The sequence below is a fragment of the Clostridium sp. genome, assembly GCF_036781005.1.
In the GTDB taxonomy this organism is placed as follows: domain Bacteria; phylum Bacillota; class Clostridia; order Clostridiales; family Clostridiaceae; genus Clostridium_B.
Map to the genome: position 1 here is coordinate 68,064 of NZ_DAIQBT010000005.1, position 23,359 is coordinate 91,422.

29 protein-coding genes and 1 riboswitch are annotated in these 23,359 nt (G+C 31.7%); of the genes, 6 read left to right on the top strand and 23 right to left on the bottom strand.

Annotated elements, in window-relative coordinates; translation table 11 throughout:
• Positions 1 to 275: 275 nt before the first annotated feature.
• The 15 genes from V7Q02_RS03135 to V7Q02_RS03205 all read right to left on the bottom strand — a co-directional run bounded on the left by V7Q02_RS03135 (position 276) and on the right by V7Q02_RS03205 (position 12,581).
• Entirely contained in the window at positions 276 to 1,202 is a 927-nt protein-coding gene (locus V7Q02_RS03135; protein ID WP_333859510.1) for an AEC family transporter, read from the bottom strand.
• A gap of 34 nt (positions 1,203 to 1,236) precedes the next feature.
• Positions 1,237 to 2,013, bottom strand: coding sequence for an aspartate/glutamate racemase family protein (locus V7Q02_RS03140; RefSeq protein WP_333859511.1), 777 nt, complete (start codon positions 2,011 to 2,013; stop codon positions 1,237 to 1,239).
• Positions 2,013 to 3,218, bottom strand: a complete 1,206-nt coding sequence (locus V7Q02_RS03145; RefSeq protein WP_333859512.1) for an NAD(P)/FAD-dependent oxidoreductase — start codon at positions 3,216 to 3,218, stop codon at positions 2,013 to 2,015. Before V7Q02_RS03145 ends, V7Q02_RS03140 begins: the two co-directional genes overlap by 1 nt.
• Positions 3,215 to 3,499, bottom strand: coding sequence for a (2Fe-2S)-binding protein (locus tag V7Q02_RS03150; RefSeq protein ID WP_333859513.1), 285 nt, complete (start codon positions 3,497 to 3,499; stop codon positions 3,215 to 3,217). Before V7Q02_RS03150 ends, V7Q02_RS03145 begins: the two co-directional genes overlap by 4 nt.
• Positions 3,499 to 3,999 carry a 4Fe-4S binding protein gene (locus V7Q02_RS03155; protein ID WP_333859514.1) on the bottom strand — a complete coding sequence of 167 codons (501 nt, stop codon included), beginning with the start codon at positions 3,997 to 3,999 and terminating at the stop codon, positions 3,499 to 3,501. Before V7Q02_RS03155 ends, V7Q02_RS03150 begins: the two co-directional genes overlap by 1 nt.
• Before the next feature lie 21 nt (positions 4,000 to 4,020).
• Positions 4,021 to 5,148, bottom strand: a complete 1,128-nt coding sequence (locus V7Q02_RS03160; RefSeq protein ID WP_333859515.1) for an NAD(P)/FAD-dependent oxidoreductase — start codon at positions 5,146 to 5,148, stop codon at positions 4,021 to 4,023.
• Positions 5,149 to 5,150: 2 nt separating this feature from the next.
• A complete protein-coding gene (locus tag V7Q02_RS03165) occupies positions 5,151 to 5,474 on the bottom strand; it encodes a (2Fe-2S)-binding protein (RefSeq protein WP_333859516.1) in 324 nt (107 codons plus the stop codon).
• A gap of 22 nt (positions 5,475 to 5,496) precedes the next feature.
• Complete coding sequence (locus V7Q02_RS03170; RefSeq protein WP_333859517.1) at positions 5,497 to 5,868, bottom strand: RidA family protein; 372 nt, start codon at positions 5,866 to 5,868, stop codon at positions 5,497 to 5,499.
• Between the two features lie 12 nt (positions 5,869 to 5,880).
• Positions 5,881 to 6,870: a C-terminal binding protein gene (locus V7Q02_RS03175; RefSeq protein WP_333859518.1), complete on the bottom strand. Its 990-nt coding sequence runs from the start codon at positions 6,868 to 6,870 to the stop codon at positions 5,881 to 5,883.
• Positions 6,871 to 6,881: 11 nt separating this feature from the next.
• Positions 6,882 to 8,162, bottom strand: a complete 1,281-nt coding sequence (locus V7Q02_RS03180) for an aspartate aminotransferase family protein (protein WP_333859519.1) — start codon at positions 8,160 to 8,162, stop codon at positions 6,882 to 6,884.
• A 27-nt stretch (positions 8,163 to 8,189) separates the two neighbouring features.
• Positions 8,190 to 9,344 carry an iron-containing alcohol dehydrogenase gene (locus tag V7Q02_RS03185; protein ID WP_333859520.1) on the bottom strand — a complete coding sequence of 385 codons (1,155 nt, stop codon included), beginning with the start codon at positions 9,342 to 9,344 and terminating at the stop codon, positions 8,190 to 8,192.
• Positions 9,345 to 9,365: 21 nt separating this feature from the next.
• A complete protein-coding gene (locus V7Q02_RS03190; RefSeq protein WP_333859521.1) occupies positions 9,366 to 10,076 on the bottom strand; it encodes an amino acid ABC transporter permease in 711 nt (236 codons plus the stop codon).
• 41 nt (positions 10,077 to 10,117) lie between these two features.
• On the bottom strand, positions 10,118 to 10,828 hold the full coding sequence (locus tag V7Q02_RS03195) for an amino acid ABC transporter permease (RefSeq protein ID WP_333859523.1): 711 nt from the start codon (positions 10,826 to 10,828) through the stop codon (positions 10,118 to 10,120).
• A gap of 77 nt (positions 10,829 to 10,905) precedes the next feature.
• Positions 10,906 to 11,772, bottom strand: a complete 867-nt coding sequence (locus V7Q02_RS03200; RefSeq protein WP_333859524.1) for an ABC transporter substrate-binding protein — start codon at positions 11,770 to 11,772, stop codon at positions 10,906 to 10,908.
• A gap of 50 nt (positions 11,773 to 11,822) precedes the next feature.
• The gene (locus V7Q02_RS03205) at positions 11,823 to 12,581 is read right to left on the bottom strand and encodes an amino acid ABC transporter ATP-binding protein (RefSeq protein ID WP_333859575.1); all 759 of its coding nucleotides are present in this window, start codon (positions 12,579 to 12,581) and stop codon (positions 11,823 to 11,825) included.
• Positions 12,582 to 13,149: 568 nt separating this feature from the next.
• Here V7Q02_RS03205 and V7Q02_RS03210 point away from each other — a divergent pair.
• Entirely contained in the window at positions 13,150 to 13,863 is a 714-nt protein-coding gene (locus V7Q02_RS03210; protein WP_333859525.1) for a FadR/GntR family transcriptional regulator, read from the top strand.
• A gap of 165 nt (positions 13,864 to 14,028) precedes the next feature.
• On the opposite strand, the gene V7Q02_RS15910 is transcribed toward V7Q02_RS03210, so the two are convergent.
• The 3 genes from V7Q02_RS15910 to V7Q02_RS03220 form a co-directional block, all read right to left on the bottom strand.
• The gene (locus V7Q02_RS15910) at positions 14,029 to 14,127 is read right to left on the bottom strand and encodes a transposase (protein ID WP_373845120.1); all 99 of its coding nucleotides are present in this window, start codon (positions 14,125 to 14,127) and stop codon (positions 14,029 to 14,031) included.
• A 66-nt stretch (positions 14,128 to 14,193) separates the two neighbouring features.
• Positions 14,194 to 14,349, bottom strand: a complete 156-nt coding sequence (locus V7Q02_RS03215) for a hypothetical protein (protein ID WP_333859526.1) — start codon at positions 14,347 to 14,349, stop codon at positions 14,194 to 14,196.
• 76 nt (positions 14,350 to 14,425) lie between these two features.
• Positions 14,426 to 14,575: a hypothetical protein gene (locus V7Q02_RS03220; RefSeq protein ID WP_333859527.1), complete on the bottom strand. Its 150-nt coding sequence runs from the start codon at positions 14,573 to 14,575 to the stop codon at positions 14,426 to 14,428.
• 107 nt (positions 14,576 to 14,682) lie between these two features.
• On the opposite strand from V7Q02_RS03220, the gene V7Q02_RS03225 reads away from it, so the two are divergent.
• Both V7Q02_RS03225 and V7Q02_RS03230 read left to right on the top strand, forming a co-directional pair.
• A complete protein-coding gene (locus V7Q02_RS03225; RefSeq protein WP_333859528.1) occupies positions 14,683 to 14,919 on the top strand; it encodes a hypothetical protein in 237 nt (78 codons plus the stop codon).
• Positions 14,920 to 15,048: 129 nt separating this feature from the next.
• Positions 15,049 to 16,002 (top strand): alpha/beta fold hydrolase, encoded by a 954-nt coding sequence (locus tag V7Q02_RS03230; protein ID WP_333859529.1) that lies wholly within the window; start codon positions 15,049 to 15,051, stop codon positions 16,000 to 16,002.
• 157 nt (positions 16,003 to 16,159) lie between these two features.
• Here the strand turns inward: V7Q02_RS03230 and V7Q02_RS03235 are convergent, their stop codons facing one another.
• From V7Q02_RS03235 to rbr, 3 genes are all read right to left on the bottom strand, one after another.
• Complete coding sequence (locus tag V7Q02_RS03235; protein ID WP_333859530.1) at positions 16,160 to 16,864, bottom strand: LrgB family protein; 705 nt, start codon at positions 16,862 to 16,864, stop codon at positions 16,160 to 16,162.
• Complete coding sequence (locus tag V7Q02_RS03240; protein ID WP_333859531.1) at positions 16,857 to 17,210, bottom strand: CidA/LrgA family protein; 354 nt, start codon at positions 17,208 to 17,210, stop codon at positions 16,857 to 16,859. Before V7Q02_RS03240 ends, V7Q02_RS03235 begins: the two co-directional genes overlap by 8 nt.
• Positions 17,211 to 17,508: 298 nt before the next feature.
• Positions 17,509 to 18,093: a rubrerythrin gene (gene rbr, locus V7Q02_RS03245; protein WP_333859532.1), complete on the bottom strand. Its 585-nt coding sequence runs from the start codon at positions 18,091 to 18,093 to the stop codon at positions 17,509 to 17,511.
• A gap of 832 nt (positions 18,094 to 18,925) precedes the next feature.
• Between rbr and V7Q02_RS03250 the strand changes: the two genes are divergently transcribed.
• From V7Q02_RS03250 to V7Q02_RS03260, 3 genes are all read left to right on the top strand, one after another.
• Positions 18,926 to 19,678, top strand: coding sequence for an NYN domain-containing protein (locus V7Q02_RS03250; RefSeq protein WP_333859533.1), 753 nt, complete (start codon positions 18,926 to 18,928; stop codon positions 19,676 to 19,678).
• 148 nt (positions 19,679 to 19,826) lie between these two features.
• Positions 19,827 to 20,285, top strand: coding sequence for a GtrA family protein (locus tag V7Q02_RS03255; protein ID WP_333859534.1), 459 nt, complete (start codon positions 19,827 to 19,829; stop codon positions 20,283 to 20,285).
• Positions 20,286 to 20,851: 566 nt separating this feature from the next.
• Positions 20,852 to 21,145, top strand: a complete 294-nt coding sequence (locus V7Q02_RS03260) for a hypothetical protein (RefSeq protein WP_333859535.1) — start codon at positions 20,852 to 20,854, stop codon at positions 21,143 to 21,145.
• 120 nt (positions 21,146 to 21,265) lie between these two features.
• Here the strand turns inward: V7Q02_RS03260 and V7Q02_RS03265 are convergent, their stop codons facing one another.
• Together V7Q02_RS03265 and V7Q02_RS03270 are read right to left on the bottom strand one after the other, a co-directional pair.
• The gene (locus V7Q02_RS03265; protein WP_333859536.1) at positions 21,266 to 22,372 is read right to left on the bottom strand and encodes a Ger(x)C family spore germination C-terminal domain-containing protein; all 1,107 of its coding nucleotides are present in this window, start codon (positions 22,370 to 22,372) and stop codon (positions 21,266 to 21,268) included.
• A gap of 136 nt (positions 22,373 to 22,508) precedes the next feature.
• Positions 22,509 to 23,150, bottom strand: coding sequence for a lactate utilization protein (locus V7Q02_RS03270; protein ID WP_333859537.1), 642 nt, complete (start codon positions 23,148 to 23,150; stop codon positions 22,509 to 22,511).
• Between the two features lie 106 nt (positions 23,151 to 23,256).
• A riboswitch (TPP riboswitch) is annotated at positions 23,257 to 23,356 on the top strand.
• The last annotated feature ends 3 nt before the right edge of the window (positions 23,357 to 23,359 follow it).

Sequence of the window (23,359 nt, forward strand, 5' to 3'; positions counted from 1 at the left end):
ATTTATTTTTAATAATGTATTTATCAAGTGATTCTTAGGCTCAGGTGGAGTTTGCTTATAAGGAATACGCATCGTAATCTGAACCTTAGAAGAACTTATCCAAGGGCGTAGCAATGCTTATCCCCCCACTTTGAAAAAGATGGGGGGTGGTTAGCAATGGTAGTCTTCGGATAAAATAGTACTTATTTATATTTCATCATAAAAGCAAAAAAAAATCAATATATGTAATTATTTGATTTTTTGTTTTTTAGCTATCTATGTAAGGTATTGACAGGCTATATTAATAATTTTAATGACAATGATATAATAACAGGAAGCGTAACTATCATTAAAATCATACTCTGTATAACAGTCCTGGCAGCATACTCTGGATTACAATTATATTGTTCAGCTAATATAACATTTAAAGAACCTGATGGTAATCCAGTTAAAACAGCAATTATTACCGCCACTTCTCCTCTAATACCTATTAATAATAGTATTCCAATCACTGCTAAAGGGAATATCAGCAGCCTCAATAATGATACAAGATAAGAATATTTATCCTTTAATATTTCTTTTGGTCTTATATCAACTAATGTGCATCCAATTATTATCATGGACAGTGGAACCATCATTCCTCCAACTGTGGATAGGGATTCATTTATAAATACAGGAAATCTATAAGGAGATAAGTATATTATAACTGCTGCAAATGATGATAATGTAACTGAACTTTTAAATATTGAACTTATATTAAATTTTCCTTTATTATTTAACAAATTAATTCCATAGGTGAAGAAAAATATTTGATAAAACATATTATAAATCACGGTATAAAGCATTCCATTACTCCCAAATAATTCATCAGCTATTGGGAAACCTATGAATCCAACATTAGCAAATACAGACATTGTGATAAATATTTTCTTGGTTGAATTATCTGTTTTGAATGTACCTGTAATAAGATGGGTGAGTATCAATGTGGAAATATAATACATAAAGCACAATAAGGCAGTAATTAAAAGTCCTCTGGATAATTCTTTTGAAAATGGATTAGATGCTGATGAAAGAATACTTACTGGCAATATAGCCTTTAACAATAAATTGGATAACCCTTTTTGAAATTCATTAGTTATAATACCTGCTTTTTTCAGCATAAATCCAAATAAAATCATGAAAAATATTTTTCCAATAACCTCAATCAACGTACTTATTATCATAATGTGTATTTCCTTCCATAATTCATAATTGTGCTCAAATAAAACCGTTATATGGCTTTTGAGCAACGCTATTGTGAAGCCATTTAATTAAAGTGGTAAAATCAAAAACAGGTAATTTAACCGCTTTTTGAATTGCTGCTGCATAAGGAGGCATATCACTGCATTCTAATAAAATAGCTCCTGTATCCGGTTCTTTTTTAATAATCTCCATGGACTTTGCAACTACTTCTTGTTCTACAATACTATTATCAAACTCTCCCCTGCCTTCCAATATACATGAAAATTCCGCTTCATGCCTTAAATCTTCAATAATTAATTGTTCTTTATTTACAATTCCGCAATTTTGTAATAGTTTATCCGTTAGGGATGATTTATCTGCAGTTAAAACACCAATCTTTTGATTTGGTTTTATAATAGCAGCAATCCATGGTATTTGTATCAAACTTGAAATAGCTACAGGTACATCTAGAGCTTCCGCTAGTTCTTTTTGAAAATTTCCAAAAAAACCACAAGCTGCACTAATAGCTCGTATTCCTTCTTTTTCCAACTGTTTTCCTGCTTTTATTAAATCGTCTAAAACACTTTTCTCTGCTTTAAACAACCTAGGTATATCTAGTCCATCTACTGCCTTTAATCTAACTGGAAAATCAAATGTATAGGCATTGACAATATTGCCTGGTACCATAGGGTACCAGACATGTTCAATATATAAAATACCGATGGAATAACCTGCTATATTTTGTCCTTTTAACATTTTAACTTTACCGCAAGAATTTACTGAAGATATATATCCGTATGATCTGTTATTCATCAACATTCTCTCCCATCTAATTGAGCTGCTTTAGCCTTAAACCTGCTGAATTTCAGCTGACTAATATCAAAGTCTGTTTCTTCACCAGCTGCCATTTGTGCCATTAACTTTCCTGTAATAGGTGACAGACAAATTCCATCACCTTCATGACCTGCTGCTATATAAAAACCTGGAATTTCATCCACTTCAGATACTATAGGTAAATGATCTTCTACAAAGGGTCTGACACCAGCATAACTTCTTATACAATTGACATCTTTTAAGCAGGGAAAAAATCTCAATCCCCTTTCAGCAATAGCTTTCATGGCTTCAATTTCTGAACGATTATCAAATCCTCTAAATCCTCTGTATCCCCCTAATAATATATTCTCAGCATGGGTGTATTCAATATTAAATGCTACATTGTATTCTTCAACTAAAGCACTCACATTTCTTTTGAAATTAATATCATCAAATTTACTCATCATATATCCAAACTCTAATATTTTGTGAAATACAATTTTTTTAGTTTTTTCTGATACTAAATTCATGCCTTTTCTAGGCTGTATGGGAATGTCAATTCCTACCATATTCCCAATTACAGGTGCCCACACTCCAGCACAATTAATTATTTTCTTAGTGACTATTTCTCCTTCATCAAAAATAATTTTTTCAACTTCATTATTACTTCCTAATTTAATCTCCTTAATATTACAGTATGTAAATACCTCTAATCCCAACTTTTTTCCCTCTTCAATAAATGCAAAACATACTTTATAAGGACTCATTGCTGCATCTCCCGGAGTCCAAATTCCACCTACCATATCCTCTGCTAAATAGGGCTCCATATCCTGCAGCATTTTAGAATCAATCATGGACATATCATATCCATCTCTCCGCTGCTCAGCCACATAACTGGAGGCAGCTTCATATTCAGCTTCAGTTTCACAAACATACAAACATCCTTTTTGGTCAAATTCAAAATCATAGCTGAATTTTTCTGATAATTCCTTATAATGAGCAATGCTGGCGGCTCCCATTTTTGTATCAATTCCGGGTTTTTTATCACATATAAGTGCCACTGCGTCACAGTGGCTTGACGAGCCATGCGCTATATCTCCACTATCAATTATTGCTACACTAAAGCCTTTTTCAGCCAGATGGTATGCAACACTTGTTCCTATTGCACCTGCTCCAATTACTGTTACATCAAATATATTATTCATTGTACTTCCCCCTCTGCAAGTTCTCCAAAAGAAATTGGTCTCACCGGTGGCCTTGCAGTTGAGCTCCCTGCTTCCTTAAGTGTAATTCCAAGTTCCTGGCACAAAATTTGCTGAACCAACTTTTCGCAAGTTCTTCCCTGACATAACCCCATGCCAGCACGCACACGCCGCTTTACGCCAGTAACATCTCTTGCCCCTTGTCTGATTGCCTCTTTAATTTCTCCTAAAGTGACTTCTTCACAGCGGCATACTAATATATCATCAGTGAACTTTCCACTCACTACAATACCTCCCTTTTTATGCTGCGAACTTCATCAGCAAACTCCCACGGTATTTCTAAAGTAACAACACAAGTATGATCATAAAATTTAGGATTCATTGTTTTAACTATTTTTCCACCACAAACAACTTCCCCTTTCCTGTTTACTCCCTTCACAAAACTACCTACTTTGGGAATGGGATAATACTCATAGGGAAAAGTAACTGTTGCAGTAGTTTCAGAATAGGATTTATCAACAATAAATATTGCCATACCAGAACATTTAGCAACACATATTCCACATCCAACACATTTGTCAAAATCAACAGTAGGCAAATTTATTATAGGTTCACCTATTTTTATAGCTCCTTCTAAACATGCTGCCTCGCACGGATTACAAGGTATCTCCTGTACACACTCTATAACAGCTACAGGCCCTTTACTATACCTCTCATTACCGGGTAATTTTTGAATTGATTTTAATTCTTCATACTCTAAATAACCTGTATCAATTAATGCCATTTTATCCACCTTCTTATAACCTTATTTACAAATTGGTATCCTTATTTTGTATTCATATTCTTTCATAATTTGTTCTTTTGCCCTAAGACGTCTTTCTCCAAAGGGTCCTAATCTTAAACTTTTCAAACGCTGCCAAATTTTCTTTTTCTTATTTTCTGCAATATCATCATCTATATATCCAAGCTTTTGAGCAGCAGAAATGCCTGCAATACGTCCTTCTTCAAGTGCTGTATTAGCTTCTTCCACACCAGTTGTATCTCCCGCTACATATATTCCTTCATTTGATGTTTCCATATCTTTATTGTGTAGAGGTACCTCACCACCAAATATACCATTAAATGTAAATTGACATTTTAATAGTCTGGCCAATTCGACAGAAGGTTTTAATCCTACCCCAATTGCAACCACATCAGTTTTAATTATTTTTTCCGTTCCTACAATAGGCCGATACTTTTCATCTACCTCTGCAATTACCACTTCACAAACTTTATTGTCTCCTTTGACTTCAATTATAGTATGTTTAATATATATTGGGACCCCCGCTCTTCTGATTTTAGCAGCATGTACACCATATCCTCCTATTTTAGGAGCTGCTTCAACCAAAGCCATAACTTCACATCCTGCCTGCATAAGCTGATAAGATACTATTAAGCCAACATTGCCGCTTCCAAGCATGACAACTTTTTCACCTGGCTTTACATGATTGACATTTACCATGGTTTGTGCCGCACCAGCTCCCATAACTCCAGGCTTAGTCCATCCTTTGAATCTAACTATATTTTCAGATGCTCCAGCTGCAATTATTATTTTTTTAGCCTTAACAGTGATAAGTTTTCTTTTTTCATTATCATTACCTTTTTCTATTCCGACCTTATTACCTGGAAACAATCCTATAACAGTACTTCCAAGCCAAATTTCCACTCCATTCTCTTCTGCTTTTTTCACTAGCTCTCTGCCAATATCCATACCCCTTACACCGGATTTGTGAGCAGAAGAACCAAAAAACTTGTGTATTTGCTTGAACAACTGACCTCCAGGTTTCATATTCAGATCTACCATTAAGACTTCAGCACCTACTGAAGATGCTTCAATTCCTGCAGCCAATCCAGCAGGGCCAGCTCCAACTATTACAATATCCTTTTCTATCATAATTAAAATCTCTCCCTTCCCAAGCCATACTGGGTTTCTATTACCATGCCAGCTTTTACAGGAGTAATACATGTTCTTACATTTGGTATTCCATCTACAATCATGGCACAATCCGTACATTGGCCAATTCCACAAAACAATCCTCTTGGTTCTTTACGTTTTAATGTATACCTATTAATAAAAATATTATTTGCAAGTAATGCTGCAAGTATAGGTTCTCCCTCCCTAGCCATTATAGTTTTGCCATCAACAGTTATTTCCACCATAGTTGAAGGCTCATTAACATCCAGTACAATATGGTTTTCTACTCTTAAGCACACATCCAAGACCTGCCTTCTCTTTTAAATTTTATATTGCTGCTGTAATTGACATTTCTACTACAGCTCCACCTGACATTCCAGCTGCTTGTACACAGCATCGTGATGGGTACGGTTTGGTAAAATAGCTTGCATACACCTCATTCATAAAGGGGGCATCTTCCATATTTACAATATATATTGTGCATTGAATAATCTTGTCCATACTTGAACCTTCTGATTCCAAGATCAACTTAAAATTCTCCATAATCTGCTTTGTCTGTTCCTTAATTCCTCCTTCTGCCAAATTGCCTTCTTTATCTATTCCAATTTGAGAGGCATAAATCATTCCATTATAAACTAGTCCTTGGACATAGGGTCCTTGTGCTAATGCACAACTATCAATGCTTATTTCTCTTTTCATAACCAAATCCCCTTAAAATTTAATTTCTAATTCTTTATTTACCAAACTTTCAGGCTTTTCATTTTTCGCCAATCTCAAAACTAGCTGTTTTAAAGCTCTCCTTCTACCTTCATAAAATGAATCTTCAGATATAAATGCTGCATGGGGAGTAATAACTGTATTTTCTAATGAAAATAATTCACTTTGTTCATTATCTTCATCCTCAATAACATCTACTGCAGCTGCTTTAATCCACCCTCCTTTTAATGCTTTTATTAATGCAGTTTCATCTACAACCTTACCTCTAGCAGTATTTATAAGATATGCACTCTCCTTCATTAATTTCAATTCTCTCTCTGAAATTAAATGGGTTGTGGATGCCATTAACGGGCAATGTAATGAAACAAAATCTGATTTTATTAACAATTCATCAAATGTTTCTACCTTTTCTGCACCAAATTCTTCCAAATATTCTTTGGTTTTCGTAGGAGCATATACCAAAACATTTAATCCCATGGCCTTTAGCATTGGCATCATAACTTTGGGAATACTCCCAAAAAAATATAATCCTATTGTTTTATCTGTTAATCTGTATGTTTTATACCCACATAAAGGATCCCATTTACCTTTTCTTACTGACTTATCCAGAAATGTTATTTTTCTTACTAAATCAATGATCATTCCAATGGTATGCAGGGCAACTTCTTCTGTACAAAATCCTGGAATATTGGTGACACATACATTATTCTCAGTAGCTGCAGAAATATCTACATTATTATAGCCAATGCTTTGAAGAGTAATTATTTTCAGATTAGGCAGACTCTCTATAACTTCTTTTGTCATCTGCTGGTACTCTACTACTACACCATCAAAATCATAGGCATATTCAATAAAAGACTTTTTTCCTTCCCTGTCCTTAATTTCAACAAGTTCCAGACTGTCAATACCCCATTTTTTTAATAAAGAATTTTCATAATCTAAACTGTCATCAATATTATAATAAAGTACTCTTTTCTTATCCATTATTCTTCCTCCTATTTCTTCCATATCTCACTCAACACTTTATCAATAATTGTTATACCTTTATCTATTTCATCTTCAGTAACATTTAAAGGTGCAGCAAATCTCAGTCCATTTCCATAAACCCCACATGCCAGAGTCAATAGTTTATTCTTAAAACATTTATCTCTAACTTTTTCAAATAAATCACCTGCCGGAGTGCCATCTTTATAGGAAAATTCTATAGCTACCATTAACCCTAATCCTCTAATATCAGATATGCAGCTGTACTTTTCTTTTAAAAACTCTAATTTTTTTCGCAAATATGCCCCCATATTATTGACATTTTCTAAAATATTAGCATTCTTGTATTCCTCCAATACTGCTATTGCAGCTGCAGCGCATACAGGATTTCCTCCAAAAGTAGTACCATGCATACCAGCATGCCATTCATCCATTATTTCCGGAGTAGATATTACTGCACTCATTGGAAGCCCTCCTGCAATTGCCTTTCCTACGGTCATAATATCTGGAACTACATGAAAATTCTCTCCTGCAAACATCTTGCCAGTTCTGCCATAACCAGATTGAATTTCATCGAATATCAATAAAATTCCATGTTTGGTGCAAATATCTCTAACACCCTGTACAAATTCCTTGGTAGGTACCACATAACCCCCTTCACCTTGTACCGGCTCCATTATAATTGCCGCCACCATCTCCGGAGCCACAACATATTTAAACAAACTATCTAATTCATTTAAACAATACTCTGTTCTTTGCTTTTCATCAAAGCCTTTTGGGCATAGATCTTTAGAGGGATAAGTGGAAAAATAAACTGATCCAACCATAGGTTCATAATATTTTCTATACTTTGAGTTAGATGCCGTAATAGTTGTTGCACCTAAAGTTCTACCATGAAATGAGCCTTTAAAGGCTATTATTGCAGGTCTCTTAGTATATGCTTTAGCCAATTTTAATGCTCCATCAATTGCTTCTGCACCGCCATTTGAGAAAAATATTGAATTTAAATTTCCAGGGGTTACCTCAGATAATCTTTTAGCAAGTTCTAGAGTATTTGGAAAATTAACTAAATTAAATGAACCATTCATCAGTTTTTGGGTTTGATCTATAACAGCTTGTACAACCTTCGGATGGCAGTGACCTAATGCATTAACTGCAATACCCTGTACAAAATCCAAATACTCATCACCATTAATATCTGTCATATAACATCCTTTACCACTTTCCATAATTAAATCTGTAGCTTTAGCTAAGGCCGGACTTAAATACTGTTTATAATTTTCATAATTCATTTTTTACTCCCCTTTACTTACAAATTTTTATACCAAAACATCCAATATTTCATATACATCATTTTCTTCCAGTTTAATTGGATTTAAAGGTAATAATCTATACTCCATTGTTCCTTTGACTATTTGAGGAAACATCTCTTTTTTTACATTTACCTCTGATAATTTACCAGGTATTTTTAAATCTAAAGCCATCTCCCTTATTCTCTCAATAGTCTTTAAGGCTCCTTCTTTGACAGTGAGTCCCTCAACTTTCTCACCTAATAGTTTGGCTATTCTATAAAATTTTTCTAAATTTCCAACCATGTTCTTTTTCATTACAACTGGCAGCAGCATAGAATTGGCAACACCATGGGGTACATGAACTATCCCTCCCATAGCCTGGGAAATTCCATGTACTGCACCAAGTCCAGCATTTGCAAAAGCTACTGCAGCAAGTGTACTTGCAATAGCCATTTTCCCTCTAGCTTCTAAATTATCAGGTGTAAATACTGCAGTATAAATATTCTTTCCTATAAGCTCTATTGATTTTTCTGCATATGTATCACTAATTATTGATGCATTTTTTGAAACATAAGCCTCAATAGCATGTGTAAGTGCATCCATTCCCGTACTTGCAGTTACCAATTGGGGCATACTTGTTTGCATGGCGGGATCTAATACTGCAATTTCTGGTATTAGATAATTATGGGTTACTGACAGCTTTATATTATTTTCCTCATCTGATATTACACTTGCAGCAGTCACTTCACTGCCGCTGCCTGCTGTTGTGGAAACCACAATTAAAGGTAATGATTTGTTTTTTACAGTTTTATTTCCATTAAACAAATACTCTTTTACAGATCCTTCATTATTTTTTAACATACATATTGCTTTACAAATATCAATGGTACTTCCTCCACCAACTGCAATTACAACATCCGAGCAGCTGCTCTTTAATACTTCCGCAGCCCTGTCAACTACTTTTACAGTAGGTTCTGGAATAATATCTGTAAATAAAGTTACATCGAAATCCTTATCCATTAAATTAGATATGAATATCTTAAAACAATCTGTTTTTTCAAAAGACTTACCTGAAACTACAAATATTCTTTTAAAATTTAATTCCTTTAATAAACTATTTAATTTTAACGCTGAGTTAACCCCAAAAATAATTTTTGTAGGCATTTTAAATGTAAATTCCATTATTTTATCCCCCTATACAAGTTACTGTGCTAACTTTCTTCTATATTTTCCGGTATTTGCTTCAATCAAAGCAAAAAGTTTATCAAATGCTATACAAATAATCCAATATATTAATGCTGCTACTATATAAGTTTCCATAAATCTCTGGGTACCAGTAGCATAATTTTTAGCAGCTCCCATCATTTCAATAATACTTACCATATATGCCAGTGAGGTGGCTTTCAATATATTAACAAAATGATTGCCAAAAATAGGTACACATACAACTACCATCTGTGGAATTATTATTTTTTGCATAGTGTGAAAGGTTGTAAATCCGATTGAATCACATGCTTCAGTTTGTCCTCTTGGGATGGTATCATATGCTGATATTATCATGTCACACATATAGGGAATATAAGTTATTCCAAATGCAAATATGCCAAACATCAATTTGGGTGGATTTTTTATATCATATTTAAAACCTAAGCTATCTCCTAATGAAACCAGTATAGTGGGCATTGAATAATATAAAATATATAATATCACTAGTACTGGAATACCTTTTAAAAATGAGTTGATAAAGTGTATTACTTTAGACAATAAAAATATATTTTTCTTGACTATAGCTGAAAATATCAAGCCAACTACTAATGCTAGAATTGTAGCAGTTACAGCCATATATAATGTAATTGGTAACTTGGATATTATAGGTTTTATACACTGAATCATATATTCCATATCTAAATTCATAGTAAATCCGCCTTTCTTCTATTTGTAACTTGTAACAATTTTCAACTTGCTTTCCTACTAACTAAAACAGGATTATTATATCTATTAAGTCTAGCTGTTATATTATTGGAAACAATAGTAAGTATTAATCCCATTATCCAATATATAAATGCTGCCACTATAAAAGTTTCCGTTTGTCCAACACCATAATTGTTGTATGAAATTTGTTTGGCCATTCCCATTAAATCCGTTACTCCAATGGCTATACCTAATGAAGTATTTTTCATAAGTTCAATAATCATATTGGTTGTATTGGGCAGTGCCTTTGCTGCTACCTGTACAAATATTATTCTTCTAAATGTCTGGAACTTAGTCATTCCAATACTTTGTCCTGCTTCTATCTGTCCTTTGTCTATATCCAGATAGGCCGAACGGAATATTTCAGCAAAAAATGCAGCTTCATTGAGACTAAAAGCAATTATTGCATAAATTATATTGTTCCAATTTGCAGTTGATATTCCAAAACTATCTAAAATTAGTGGAATCCCGATAAAAGCCAATAAAAGTTGGACAATCATTGGTGTACCGCGCATAAATGATATATATATACTGGCAATACATCTAACAACCTTATTTTTGCCTACTTTTGCATATGTTAATATCATTCCCACTACCAGTGCTATTACCACTGAAAAAAATAATATTTCTAAAGTAATCGGCAGTGCATTTAATATAATTGGCATTTTACTAATCATAAATTCTAGTTTTTCCACAAAATACCCCCCTACTGAGCATATTTTTTTAATTTTGCCAGAGGAGACCATAACTCCCCCGGCATTTTTAGTTGAGTTTATTTTTTAAATACATCTGATAAAGCACCAGTTTGTTTTGCAATCTCCCAAACATCCTTATTTCCTAACCATTTTTTAGATAAATCAGATAATTTACCTTCTTCATACAATTTAACTATACATTTATTTATCTCATCTCTTAAATCAGTATAATTTTTATTTAATACAACTACACATGGAGCACAGTATATAGGTTCTGAACAAAAAAGATCCATTGGTTCTTTTTCCATAATGTCATAAAACATTGTATCCCCGCCAAACCAACAATCCCATTGTCCATTTGCCACGCCGCGGCATCCATCTGCATAAGGTATATAGTTTGAGACCTCTTCCTGTGTGAATTTAACATCAGGATATTTCTTAGCTAAATCATGCAATACTACATATAATCCATCATTAGGAGGATTGGGAACTAATGTTTTTCCATTTAAATCTTCAAATTTAGTAAAGCTATCCGCTTTACGGGATATCAAATTTACGGGATAATAAGATTGCGGATATGACAAAATAAAATTTTCTTGTCTTGCAGGAGTTATAAAATGTGCCGAGCAAGATAGGGCATAAGTACCTGCCTTAACTGCCGCTGCACCTGCATCTGGTTCAACAGAATTATAATGAAATTTGTACTCAGGTAACATATCGTCAACCATAGTCAAAAATTCGTAATCATAGCCTTGAAACTTACCATTATCGTCTACATATGTATAAGGTGCCATTCCAGTCAAAATAGCAATTTCTACTGTTTTCGGATTCTCTGCAGTAGGTTTGGCTGAAGTATTATCTGCTGTATTAGATTTACCACATCCCGATAAAAATATGGTAGATATCATTATTGCACTAATTAGTACATTAAATATTTTTTTCATTATCATTGCCCCCCAAATACTTTTATTCTTTAAAATTCATTAACAATTTGCTAACTATACACGGATTTTTCCTCTTCCTTCATAATTCTGGATAAAAACTGTTTTGTCCTTAATTTTTTGGGATTGTTAAATATTTTTCCAGGTAATCCTTCTTCAACTATTACTCCATTTTCCATAAACACCACATGTGTCGCAATTTCCTTTGCAAAAGCTATTTCATGAGTTACCACCACCATTGTAATACCTGTCTTAGCTACTTCTTTTATGGTATTTAATACTTCTCCCACTAATTCTGGATCTAATGCCGAAGTTGGTTCATCAAATAATATTACTTCAGGATTTAATATTAAAGCTCTTGCTATTCCTGCTCTCTGCTGCTGCCCTCCTGAAACCTGTGAGGGATAGTTATGCAACTTATCTCCAAGTCCTACACTTTGCAATAACTCTATACTCTTTTCCCTTGCTTCAGCTTTAGGCACCTTTTTTACTACTACTAGTCCCTCCATGACATTTTCAAGAATTGTTTTATTTCTGAATAGATTATACAGCTGAAAAACCATTGCAGTTTTACATCTTAATTTCCTTATATCCTTTTTAGAACCCTCTTTACAATCAACCTCAAAATTATCCACTGTTACACTGCCAAGATCAGCTCTTTCTAAAAAATTAATACATCTAAGTAAAGTTGTTTTACCAGAACCGCTTGGACCGAGTATTACCACAATCTCACCTTTTTTTACATTCATATTAATTCCTTTTAATATTTCACTTTTGCCAAAAGATTTATGAATATTATTAAGCTGTACCATATAATTCATATATATCCTCCTTGCGCAATTGGTATTACCGGTAATACCAATTATTAATTTATTAATAATTATATCATCATTTTAATAATTGTCAATATTTTTTCTGTATTTTTAGAAATTTAATATTGAAAGTTCTATATAAACCCTATTTTTTCAAAAAAGTAATAATATAAACAGAAAATTTCACGAACAAATTCAAGCTGCAAAAAATGGATTCACAACAAATGCAGATTACACCACAAAATATTGCTGAAAATGTGGACGTTCCTAAAAACCTACGATATAATGTGATTAAATAAAAATGTTCTTGACAATATATAAAAAAGGATGTACTGTTGATATAATCTCTTAGTATAATATAAGAAAATCTAAATATTTAATATAACAATTTTAATATAACAATAAATTTTCAAAGAAAAAACTTTGAAAATTGCAGAAAAGTATGAGGATTTTATACAAGTATTAAATTATTTTTCATATAATTAATCTACAATATTAGGAGTAGGCTAATGATCTATCAACTGGTACTACCGGTATTACAAATTTTAAAGCATTGGAGGTAATCACTATGAGTAAATTCTTATATGCCAATATTGTAGATGATTTAGAATCAAAAATTAAAAAAGGTGATTTAATTGATGGTACAAAATTACCATCTGAAAGATTAATGGCTGAAAAATATAATGTGAGTCGTAATGTAGTTAGAGAGGCTTTTAAAGTAATGGCTGAAAAGGGCCTGGTTGAAATACATATTGGCAAAGGCGCTTATGTATCTATTCCAAAGGAAAATGTAATAACCAGTAAATTGCAAGAAGCTATAATTATTAGCAAATCAAATCTAAATGAAATTTTGGAAGTAAGAAAAATTTTAGAAGAGGCTGTGGCCAAAAGAGCCATTCAAAAAGCTACTAAAGATAACATAAGAAATTTAGAAGAAATATATAATAGAATGGAATCTGCAATTGGAGATACATCAAAATTTACACAGGAGGATATTAATTTTCATATAGAATTGGCAAAATGTACAGGCAATTTGACTCTAGTGTTACTTATAAATACATTTAACAATATTTCAGATAAAAAATTATACAAATTAAATTCTTTATACCCTAATAGAGCATTAAAGGCTCAAGCTGAACATAAAGACATGATAAAATCCATAAAAAATAGGGATGAAAAGAAAATGATGATGGCTGTAGATTCACACATAAATTGCCTTGCTTCAGAAATGGAAATGTTAAACAGTTCTTTACGGAATAAACATATGGCAGATAAGTTGTAAAAAAGCACCTGCCTCTTTCACCTACCAAAATAGAAGTAGATTTACAGGGACGTATCTATATTTGAGTTTACAAATCTAAGTGCGCCCCTTGTTTCGGCCGTGAAAATAATTAAGTGTATTCTCTTTCTTTAAACAAATAATTTTGAAATGTTATGATTTGTAAACTCAATTACCACCCAAAATCTTTTTTCTATATTTTGTTATCCATACTAAATGGTATTTTAAATCAAAAGTAGCGTGAGCTGATTTTCTATACTTTTGCACTTAATCACCTCTAGCATTATTTTTTCACTGCTAGTCCCTATAAATGCACTAATTATATAACTATTTCTACCAGAAAATTCTAATACCACAAGAAATTCTATCCATTATACTGGCAGTGTTAGGCACATTATTTATTATCACAAAAGCTAACCTCCACATCCTATCTATTTCTAAGTCGGCTCTATTCTGGGGAATTGGCTCAGCCTTTACTGCAGCCTTCAATACACTTCAGCCCCGTTCCCATCTTGCAAGATGGGATTCTGCACTCATAGTAGGCTGGAGAATGTTAATTGGCGGACTAGCCTTTAATTTTATCAGTCCACCCTGGAACTTTAATGTTCAATGGTATATTGTCTTCTGTAGAACCATTATCCGCTACCTCTTTATCTGTACTATGGTTCCATGTCCATTTTGCTATATCCCAATGGCTTGGAACATTATGTATCATAGCTACCATTATAATTTTATCTACTGTAAAAAATAGAAAATCAGCATGTCCCCCCCTTGTAACTATACTTAATTTATTTTAATATAATAAATTTGAGGTGAATTATAATGTCACTTTTTGATTCAATAACTCCTAAAGATCTTTCTATATTAGCCAACCTGATTGCACTTGCACTTACAGAAGGAAAATCTCCTGATGAAAATAATGTTCTTGGAAATTTTTTGACTGCAGTTTCATCTAATATACTCAATATTGCATCTCAACAAGAAAATCTTAAATCTTCTGAAGAAAAAAAGAGCCAAATTAAAGACCTTCAAAAACAAATTAAAGATCTTAAAAAATAAGCTACGGTACATGGATAATCTTACTATCCATGTGCTTTTATAATAAAACTTTTATACAAATTAGCAGGAAATAAAAAATTTATATGGAATAATATGTAAATATAACTTATTTTTAGGAGGAACTTTGTTATGAAAAAAAATTTTAAGCTGACCCTTATTACCCTATTGATTTTATGTTTTACAATAATACCTTGTAAAGCCGCCAGTAATATTAAACAAAAATATATAACCTACAAAAAAGTAAAAATATATACTGAAGTCTATAATTATTCTCCAGAAAAAAAAGAAGCAATTATATTCTTACATGGTATGGGAGGTAATCACAGCCATGGTGAATTCTTATACAATGAAAATAATCCATACATGACAATAACTTTAGATTATCTTGATCATGGTAAAAGCAGTCACATACCTCTAGTTTCTTGGAAAACCCAATTGAACTCAATAAAAAAAGTACTGGACTGTTATGGTATAAAAAAAGTACATCTTGTGGGACATTCTTTTGGTGCAGATACAGCTATGATGTTTGCTAAAAAATATCCAGACAGAGTAAAAGACATAGTGCTTCTAGATAGAGCCTACTATAATTTTAAAGATTTGGAACAATTTAATATGACAAAAAATCTTAACTCTGTGTTAGAATACGATCCTCAGTCAGACTTATCAAAAGAAGAAGAAATGCAGTATATAAACTTATGCTGGGATAACGATATAACTAAAACTTGGAATATAAATAAAAACGTGTTGCTAATTGCTGCAGACACAAAAAATTTCACAGGAGATTCTTCTACAGATACTCCATCACTGGCTGGAATTATATCTATGATTAAAGAAAATCCAGAGGAATTTGGCGTAGATCCCTCTGATGCCGGGTTGCTTCCCGATATGACAAAAGATGATGTATTGAACATAGTTAATCTTTTAAATACAAAATCAAATAATTTTGCCCATGTAAATAATAAATTCAGTGTAGTACACACTTCCTATACTCACGGTGAAATGGTAAGAGATAAGAATGCTATGACTGAAATGAGAAGTTATATCATAAACTATCTTGAAAACAAAAATACTACTGTGAAATAACTCCAAGGTTCGGCGGAGTTTCATATGGAATAATACCATCTCCGTTGAACCTTTTAAAGAACTCATCCAGTGGCATATCAGTGCTTATTCCTACTTTGAAGAAGATTGGGGGTTAGCAACAGCAGCCTTCGGATAAATGTATATATTTACTTATCTGTCACTTTAAAATCATAATAGTTATCTGCCATAAAACAGGTGCTATAAAAACAGTAACAATTCCTGAAATAGCCATAGCTAGTCCACTCATAGCCCCTTCAGTTTCTCCTATTTCCATAGTTTTAGCCGTACCAATAGCATGGGAAGAAGTACCCATGGCCACTCCAAATGCAACCTTATCCTTGATTTTTAAAAGCTTGAATAAAAAAGGTCCTACAATGGAACCTAATATTCCCGTGATTATAATAGCAATAACCGTAATAGAAGGTAATCCTCCTAATTGTTTTGACAGAGCCATTCCAATAGGAGTAGTTATAGATTTAGGTATCAAAGATTGTATAAGTACATTAGATAACCCAAAAATTTTTGAAAATGCAATAATAGATAAAATTCCTACAATACATCCACATAATATGCCTGTAAGAATAGGTATTACATTTTTCTTAAATAAGGAAAATTCTTTATATAAAGGTACTGCCAATGCCACTGTAGCAGGATATAAGAAAAATGATATTATATCACCTCCAATATTAAAACTTTCATATTTTATATGAAAACCCATTAAAAAAAATATTATTAAAACTATTGCAATCAATAATGGATTAAAAATAGAAATATTGGTGTTTTTGTTTATGTACATTCCTATTTCATAAGCAATCAATGATGTTAAAATTCCAAATATACCTGTATTAATTAAATTATTCATTTAAATGCACCTTTCTTAAAAGAAGAACTATGTAAAAAGTTACAATCCAGACTATTATAGTAGATATTCCAACTATAAACATAAAAAGTACCCACTTGCCTTTTAATATATTAAAAGATACCATAAGTCCTACTCCTGCTGGAATAAACAAAAAAGACATATGAGATAATAATACATTACTTATATCTTCTACCATTTCAATTTTTATTATACCTGCACATAGTGACAAAAAAAGTAGAATAAGTCCTATTACAACACCTGGAATAGGTATAAGACATATCTTTTCTAATAACTGCCCTAGAAAGCACATTATCAAAATAATCATCAGTTGTCTTAAATATTTCATTGTACCACCTGCTCACTTTTATGTTTTAATGATTCTGCTACAAATAACTTATTTCTACATAAAACTTTATATTCCTTCTTAATTTTATGCTAATGTAGAATTAACAATATTTTTTATATGTCGTATGTTGTGTAAATTCCTTATTTTTAGATTTAATACAAATTTCTTAAACTTATTATTGAATAAAATTTATTTTAATGATATCATTTACTTGCAAGACTATATTAATCATACTAAATATAGTAAAAACCTGCACTATAACCATGGTGCAGGTTTTATTTTTATATAAGTAATTAAATTAATATTTCTCTGTAAGTATTTCAAAATATGCTTGAGGATGTGCACAGGCAGGACAAACTTCCGGTGCTGAACTTCCTTCATGAATATATCCACAATTAGCACACTTCCATCTAACTACTTCATCTTTCTTAAATACAGTACCATTTTCTACATTTTTAAGTAATTCTAAATATCTTTCTTCATGGTGTTTTTCAACTTCGGCTATTTTTCTAAAAACTACTGCTATAGCACGGAATCCTTCTTCATCTGCTACATCTGCAAATGCAGGATACAGCTGGGACCACTCTTCATTTTCCCCTTCTGCTGCTGACTTCAAAGCAGCTTTGGTATCCCCTAGAGAAACCGGGAAAGAGGCAGTTATTTCTACAGATTCTCCTTGCAAATCCTTATTCAAAAACTTGAAAAATCTTTTTGCATGTTCCTTTTCATTCTCTGCAGTTTCTAAAAATATATTAGAAATTTGGACATATCCTTCCTTTTTAGCCACAGATGCATAATAAGTATATCTGTTTCTTGCCTGAGATTCTCCTGCAAAAGCCTTCATTAAATTTTCAGCGGTTTTTGTACCCTTTAAAGATGGCATAAAAATTACCTCCTAAAATAAATTTTATTATAAAACAATTTTTGCTTAATTTGTGGTTATAATAATATCTTATAATATATTTACATTATATTCAACTATTACAAACATCTTAATTTACATATTAAGCCTTATTCTTATAAAATGTGCAAAATATTGGCGTAGTTCAAGTATGATGGAGATTTTCATTATTTATTTTTAAAACGTGTTCTAAAAGGCAAATTTTTAGATTTACTACAGTTTTACTTAAACACCAGGAAATATCTAAACAGTAGGGTTGAGGAACGTAAGGGTAAAAGTCCCTTAGAACTTTTAACCGGGAAAAATTATGGAAACTGGCTGGACATATTAGGATATTGATTTAACTCTGTGGATATCAATAATGGTAAATTTACATTTTCCAATTGGAAATAACGCTGTATTTTTTATAGTCTTTTTTTAATGGGACAGGCACCATTAAGTTTATTTTGAACTACGCCAAAATATTTAGGCAAAAAATTTGAAACACCTATAGATAGTTACATTAATTTAATTAATGGCTAAAACTAAATACAAGGTGTTTCTAAGTGACATATATGTACGTATTATATTACTACATAAATAAAAATAATTCTACACGAAATACTATTTTAATCTAAAATAATCATGGTGTTATTTACAGCAGCTTCCAACTCATCATTAATTCAAATCCTATTATATAGAAAATATTATTTGTACTTTTAAAGATTTATAAATAAAAAAACTGATATAATTATAATGTATGGTAAATACCCCTTCATTACACAGAGCCATAGTAAAATAATTTTTAAAATATTTATATGTGAAGGAGATAGATATGGATAAAGATAAAAAAATTGCTGTTTTAATTGATGCTGATAATGTATCTGAAAAATATATAAAATACATTTTCGATGAAATCTCAAATCATGGTACACCCACTTATAAGAGAATTTATGGTGACTGGACCAACCCCCAGCTGGCTTCATGGAAAAATGTACTTCTTAATTATTCTATTAGCCCAATACAACAATATGGCTACACCACAGGTAAAAATTCAACAGATACCGCTCTTATAATTGATGCTATGGATATACTCTATTCAAGTAATGTAGATGGGTTCTGCATTGTATCTAGTGACAGTGACTTTACCAAACTGGCAGCACGTTTAAGAGAAGCGGGTATGTTTGTTATTGGTATGGGAGAAAAGAAAACTCCCACCCCTTTCATATCTGCCTGCGAAAAATTTAAATACCTTGAAGTATTAGCTTCAATGGCTTCAAAGCCTGCTGAAAATACAAATAACAAAGAATCACAAAAGCAGGAGGAACCAAAGGTGGGTATGACCAGTATGGATAAATTAATAGAAGCTATAAAGACTATTATAACTGAAATATCCGACGAAGATGGCTGGGCATTTTTAGGTGAAGTTGGCAGTACCTTAAACAAAAGATATCCAGACTTTGATACCAGAAACTACGGTTACTCAAAACTTACCCCTTTTGTATCTTCCTTAAAACATTTTGAAATCAGATCTATAAAGACCAGTAATCCAAGTATAAGTCTCAAATACATTAGAAATAAGGACTGAGTAGCATTATAAAAGTCAGGCATAAATTAAAATTTTATACCTGACTTTTATAATGTAAAAATCACATTATTTTAACACAATTATGCCATTATTTTGATACATTCTCCTGTTATTATTTGAATATATAAGTTTAGGAGAGGTGAAATATATGACTACTGTTAAAAATATCTATAATACCTTTGTAAATAATAAAAACTTTAAACATATTACAAAATTTAGTTGTGTAGGTGGTTTAAACACTACAGTTGACTTTATACTATTTTGCGTATTAAATAGCATATTTGGCGTTAACTATATTATAAGTCAGATAGTTTCCTACAGCGGTGGTACATTAAACAGCTACATTTTAAATAAATTTTGGACTTTCAATGATACAAAAGTGAAAAAGAAAACATTAAAGGAAGTCATTCAATTTATTACAGTGAACTTGGCTTCTTTAGCTATAAGCTTGATAGTGTTAAGTATATTAATGAATAATTCTATGAATTCTTTTTTAGCAAAAATTATTTCTACTCTATTAGTTCAAATAATTAATTTTTTAGGATATAAATTTTGGGTTTTTGGAAGATTCATAAATTCAGTGCATACCAATAAAACAGCAGCATAAAATTTGCATCTTATATTTAAATATAAGATGCAAAATATCTGAATAATGATTGTTTCCTTTTCAAAAAATTCCTTTTAATTTCTACAAAATAGTTTTAATGTTAAAATATATTTATTATGCCAATAGTATTTTTATATTTCTGAAAAAACTATATTTTTTTAAATTTAATAAAAAGTCAATGCTTTATTTTAGAGATATAATTATTTATATTTTTACGATGGAAATCCATATATATTTATGGTTACCATTGTTACTACTAAGTTTCACACACTTATGAAATAAAGTTATTTTTATGACCATCTCTATTATGGCATTATATTCTATAAGATATATTGTTATAATCAGCTTATATATAACGAATTTTCCTTAACAGCTTATTATATATAATGATTAAATTTGCTTTAAAACATTTTTACCCCTTTAAATCCATTAATTTAATAATGATACGCCCTAAAAATACTGTTAATATAACAACCATAGCATAAGCCTAAATTTCTGAAAATGAAATCTAAAGGCGAAAACAAACTAAAAATTATATAACAACAGAAATTAGGAGGAGTTTAAAAATGTTAAAATTTAAACATAAAATACTTTCAGCTTTAATACTTGCAGCACCATTATTATTAAATACAGGGATTGCTACAAGTGTCCATGCATCTGATGGGAAAAATATATCTTCATTTTGTCAATCTTCTTGTGCTTCAACGACATCAAATAACTGTACAGATCCTTCCAATTGCAAGGATTCCAAAGATTGTACCAATTGCTCCAATTGTATAAATGTTAACGGAGTAAAATACAATTGTGGAAATTTTGATTGTTCATCCCTTAGTAAATTGGAAATTAACTGTTCAAAATAAAATAGATTTTTGATAATTATAAGGTTTATCAGATATATTTAAATGAAACTTTAGTCACACGTAAAATTCCACTTACGTGTGACGTAACCTTCCAAAAAATATTCTGTAAATAGTTATATATCAGTAATCTCCCCTACCTTCAGTATTTACCTTGAATTTTACATTAACTTGTATTTCAGAATCACATACCACCTTATTCCAATCAGTGCCAGTACCTCTTCCATATTTTGCTATGGCCACTTTACCCAAGTCTAAAACATCCGTTTTATACTTGCATTTAATATTTTTTATTGATTCATTAGCTTTTTTTTCTACATAATTTTTCATATCTGTTTCATATTTTTTCAATACCTGATAATCTGAAGATAAATTGCTGTATAGTTCATTAGACATCATGTTGCCCTGTATATCCAAATATATTATGAATTTATATTTGCCATCTTCCCTATAACACTTCACCTTCCTTTTTGAATATGCATAACAATTTATATAATGCCTTAAATCTTTTTGTAATGTCAATATACCCTTCACCTTGTTTTCCTTTAAAATATTAATTATTTTTGTTTCAATCATATCTGCTTTTCCTACCATAACATCCCCCCTGAATATGGCAAGTCCTGTAGTTTCCATGCTATTATTTTTCAGCTCTATGTATGGCAATAACACATTTCTTCCCTCAGCATCTACTCTAACTATCAAATCCATAGCAGTATACTGCATAGAAAAAAAATTGTATTCACGGAGACTTTTTATCATTACTTCAATATATTCTGCAGCATTTGAAAACTCCTTACCCTTGTATTTAAATACATCTTCAGCTTTTCCATTACACACTGCACATAATGCGCTGTCATTTGTGGCCTGATTCTTTACCCATATATCCAAAAAATTTTTTATGCCAGACCTTGCAGATTCTTCACTAAATAAGAATACTCTATTAAGCCCCATAACGGATTTTCTTCCCTCTTTTAATTGTCTATTTTGAATTGTCTGTCCTAAATTACCATTACTTCCAATAATAGTAGTACTCATAACCTGATTTGCATTTTTAAAAGAATATACTAAAAGTGGTATACTATAAAATGCATTCTCAGAATTCTTTTCTATATCAGCTCCCACCCCTACTGGTATTTCCATATTTTCTACAAGCATTCCACTTGTGCCCAAAAAGCACAGGATAAATATTACAACTACAGTAATATGCAGAAAAACCTTGAATTTATTCATGACTATCACCTTTTAAAATTGCATTTGTATATATAGTTCCCTAAAATCATTGAAATATTTATCAGAGTATTTCCAATAATTTATCCCTTGCTTTGAAAAAGATTAAAATATTATATAATACATGCCAAAGATGAATTTAATATCCCAAATTCTCATTAAATATAAATACATAGATCCTTGAATCATCAAGTTGGTTTCTTATGAAAGTATATTCATTACATATTCTGTTTTTACTGATGCAATCTGTACAACAGCCTGTGGTAGTACAGGGTGTTGCACAATTGAGTCTTCTGGCATTGGCAGGAGCAGCCACTCTCTTATTTCTCTCTATGGCTTCTTCCAAGTTCCTCACAATTTTGTTTACTCCACAGACTACAATAACTTTATCAGGCCCAAAGAGCATAGCAGCCACCCTATTGCCTGTACCGTCCACATTAAACAATTCTCCCTCTTCAGTTAAAGCATTTACACTGGTGAAAAAGGCATCTGCAAAAAAAGTTTCCCTGTGTATCTGCTTTTTTCTTTCCGGAGTTATTCCCTCCTGTGCCCTGTCTAAAAATTTATATCTTCCACTTCTTAGATATTTCAGTACACCAGCTTGCTCCAAAGTAGCAGAACCTCCACAGCTCACTACAGAATCTTTCTTTAGCAGCTGTTCTATTTTACTGAGAAATTCCTGTCTGTCTTTCACATAAAATCCATTCATATTATTCCTCTTTAAAGCTTTAATAGTTCTATCTATTTTTTTTTCGTTTACCCAGAAAACATTTTTATCCATAAAACCACCTCCAAAATTTACTTAAAAACTATAATTACAATATTGCCCTATTATATAATTGAAATATGGCATATTATATATTATAATGATTATATAATAATTAAATACTTAATGCTAGGGGTGCCTTACAGGCTGAGAAACACCAGTTGTTAACCCTTCTACCTGATCTGGATAACACCAGCGTAGGGAAGCGGATTCGGATTTTTTGA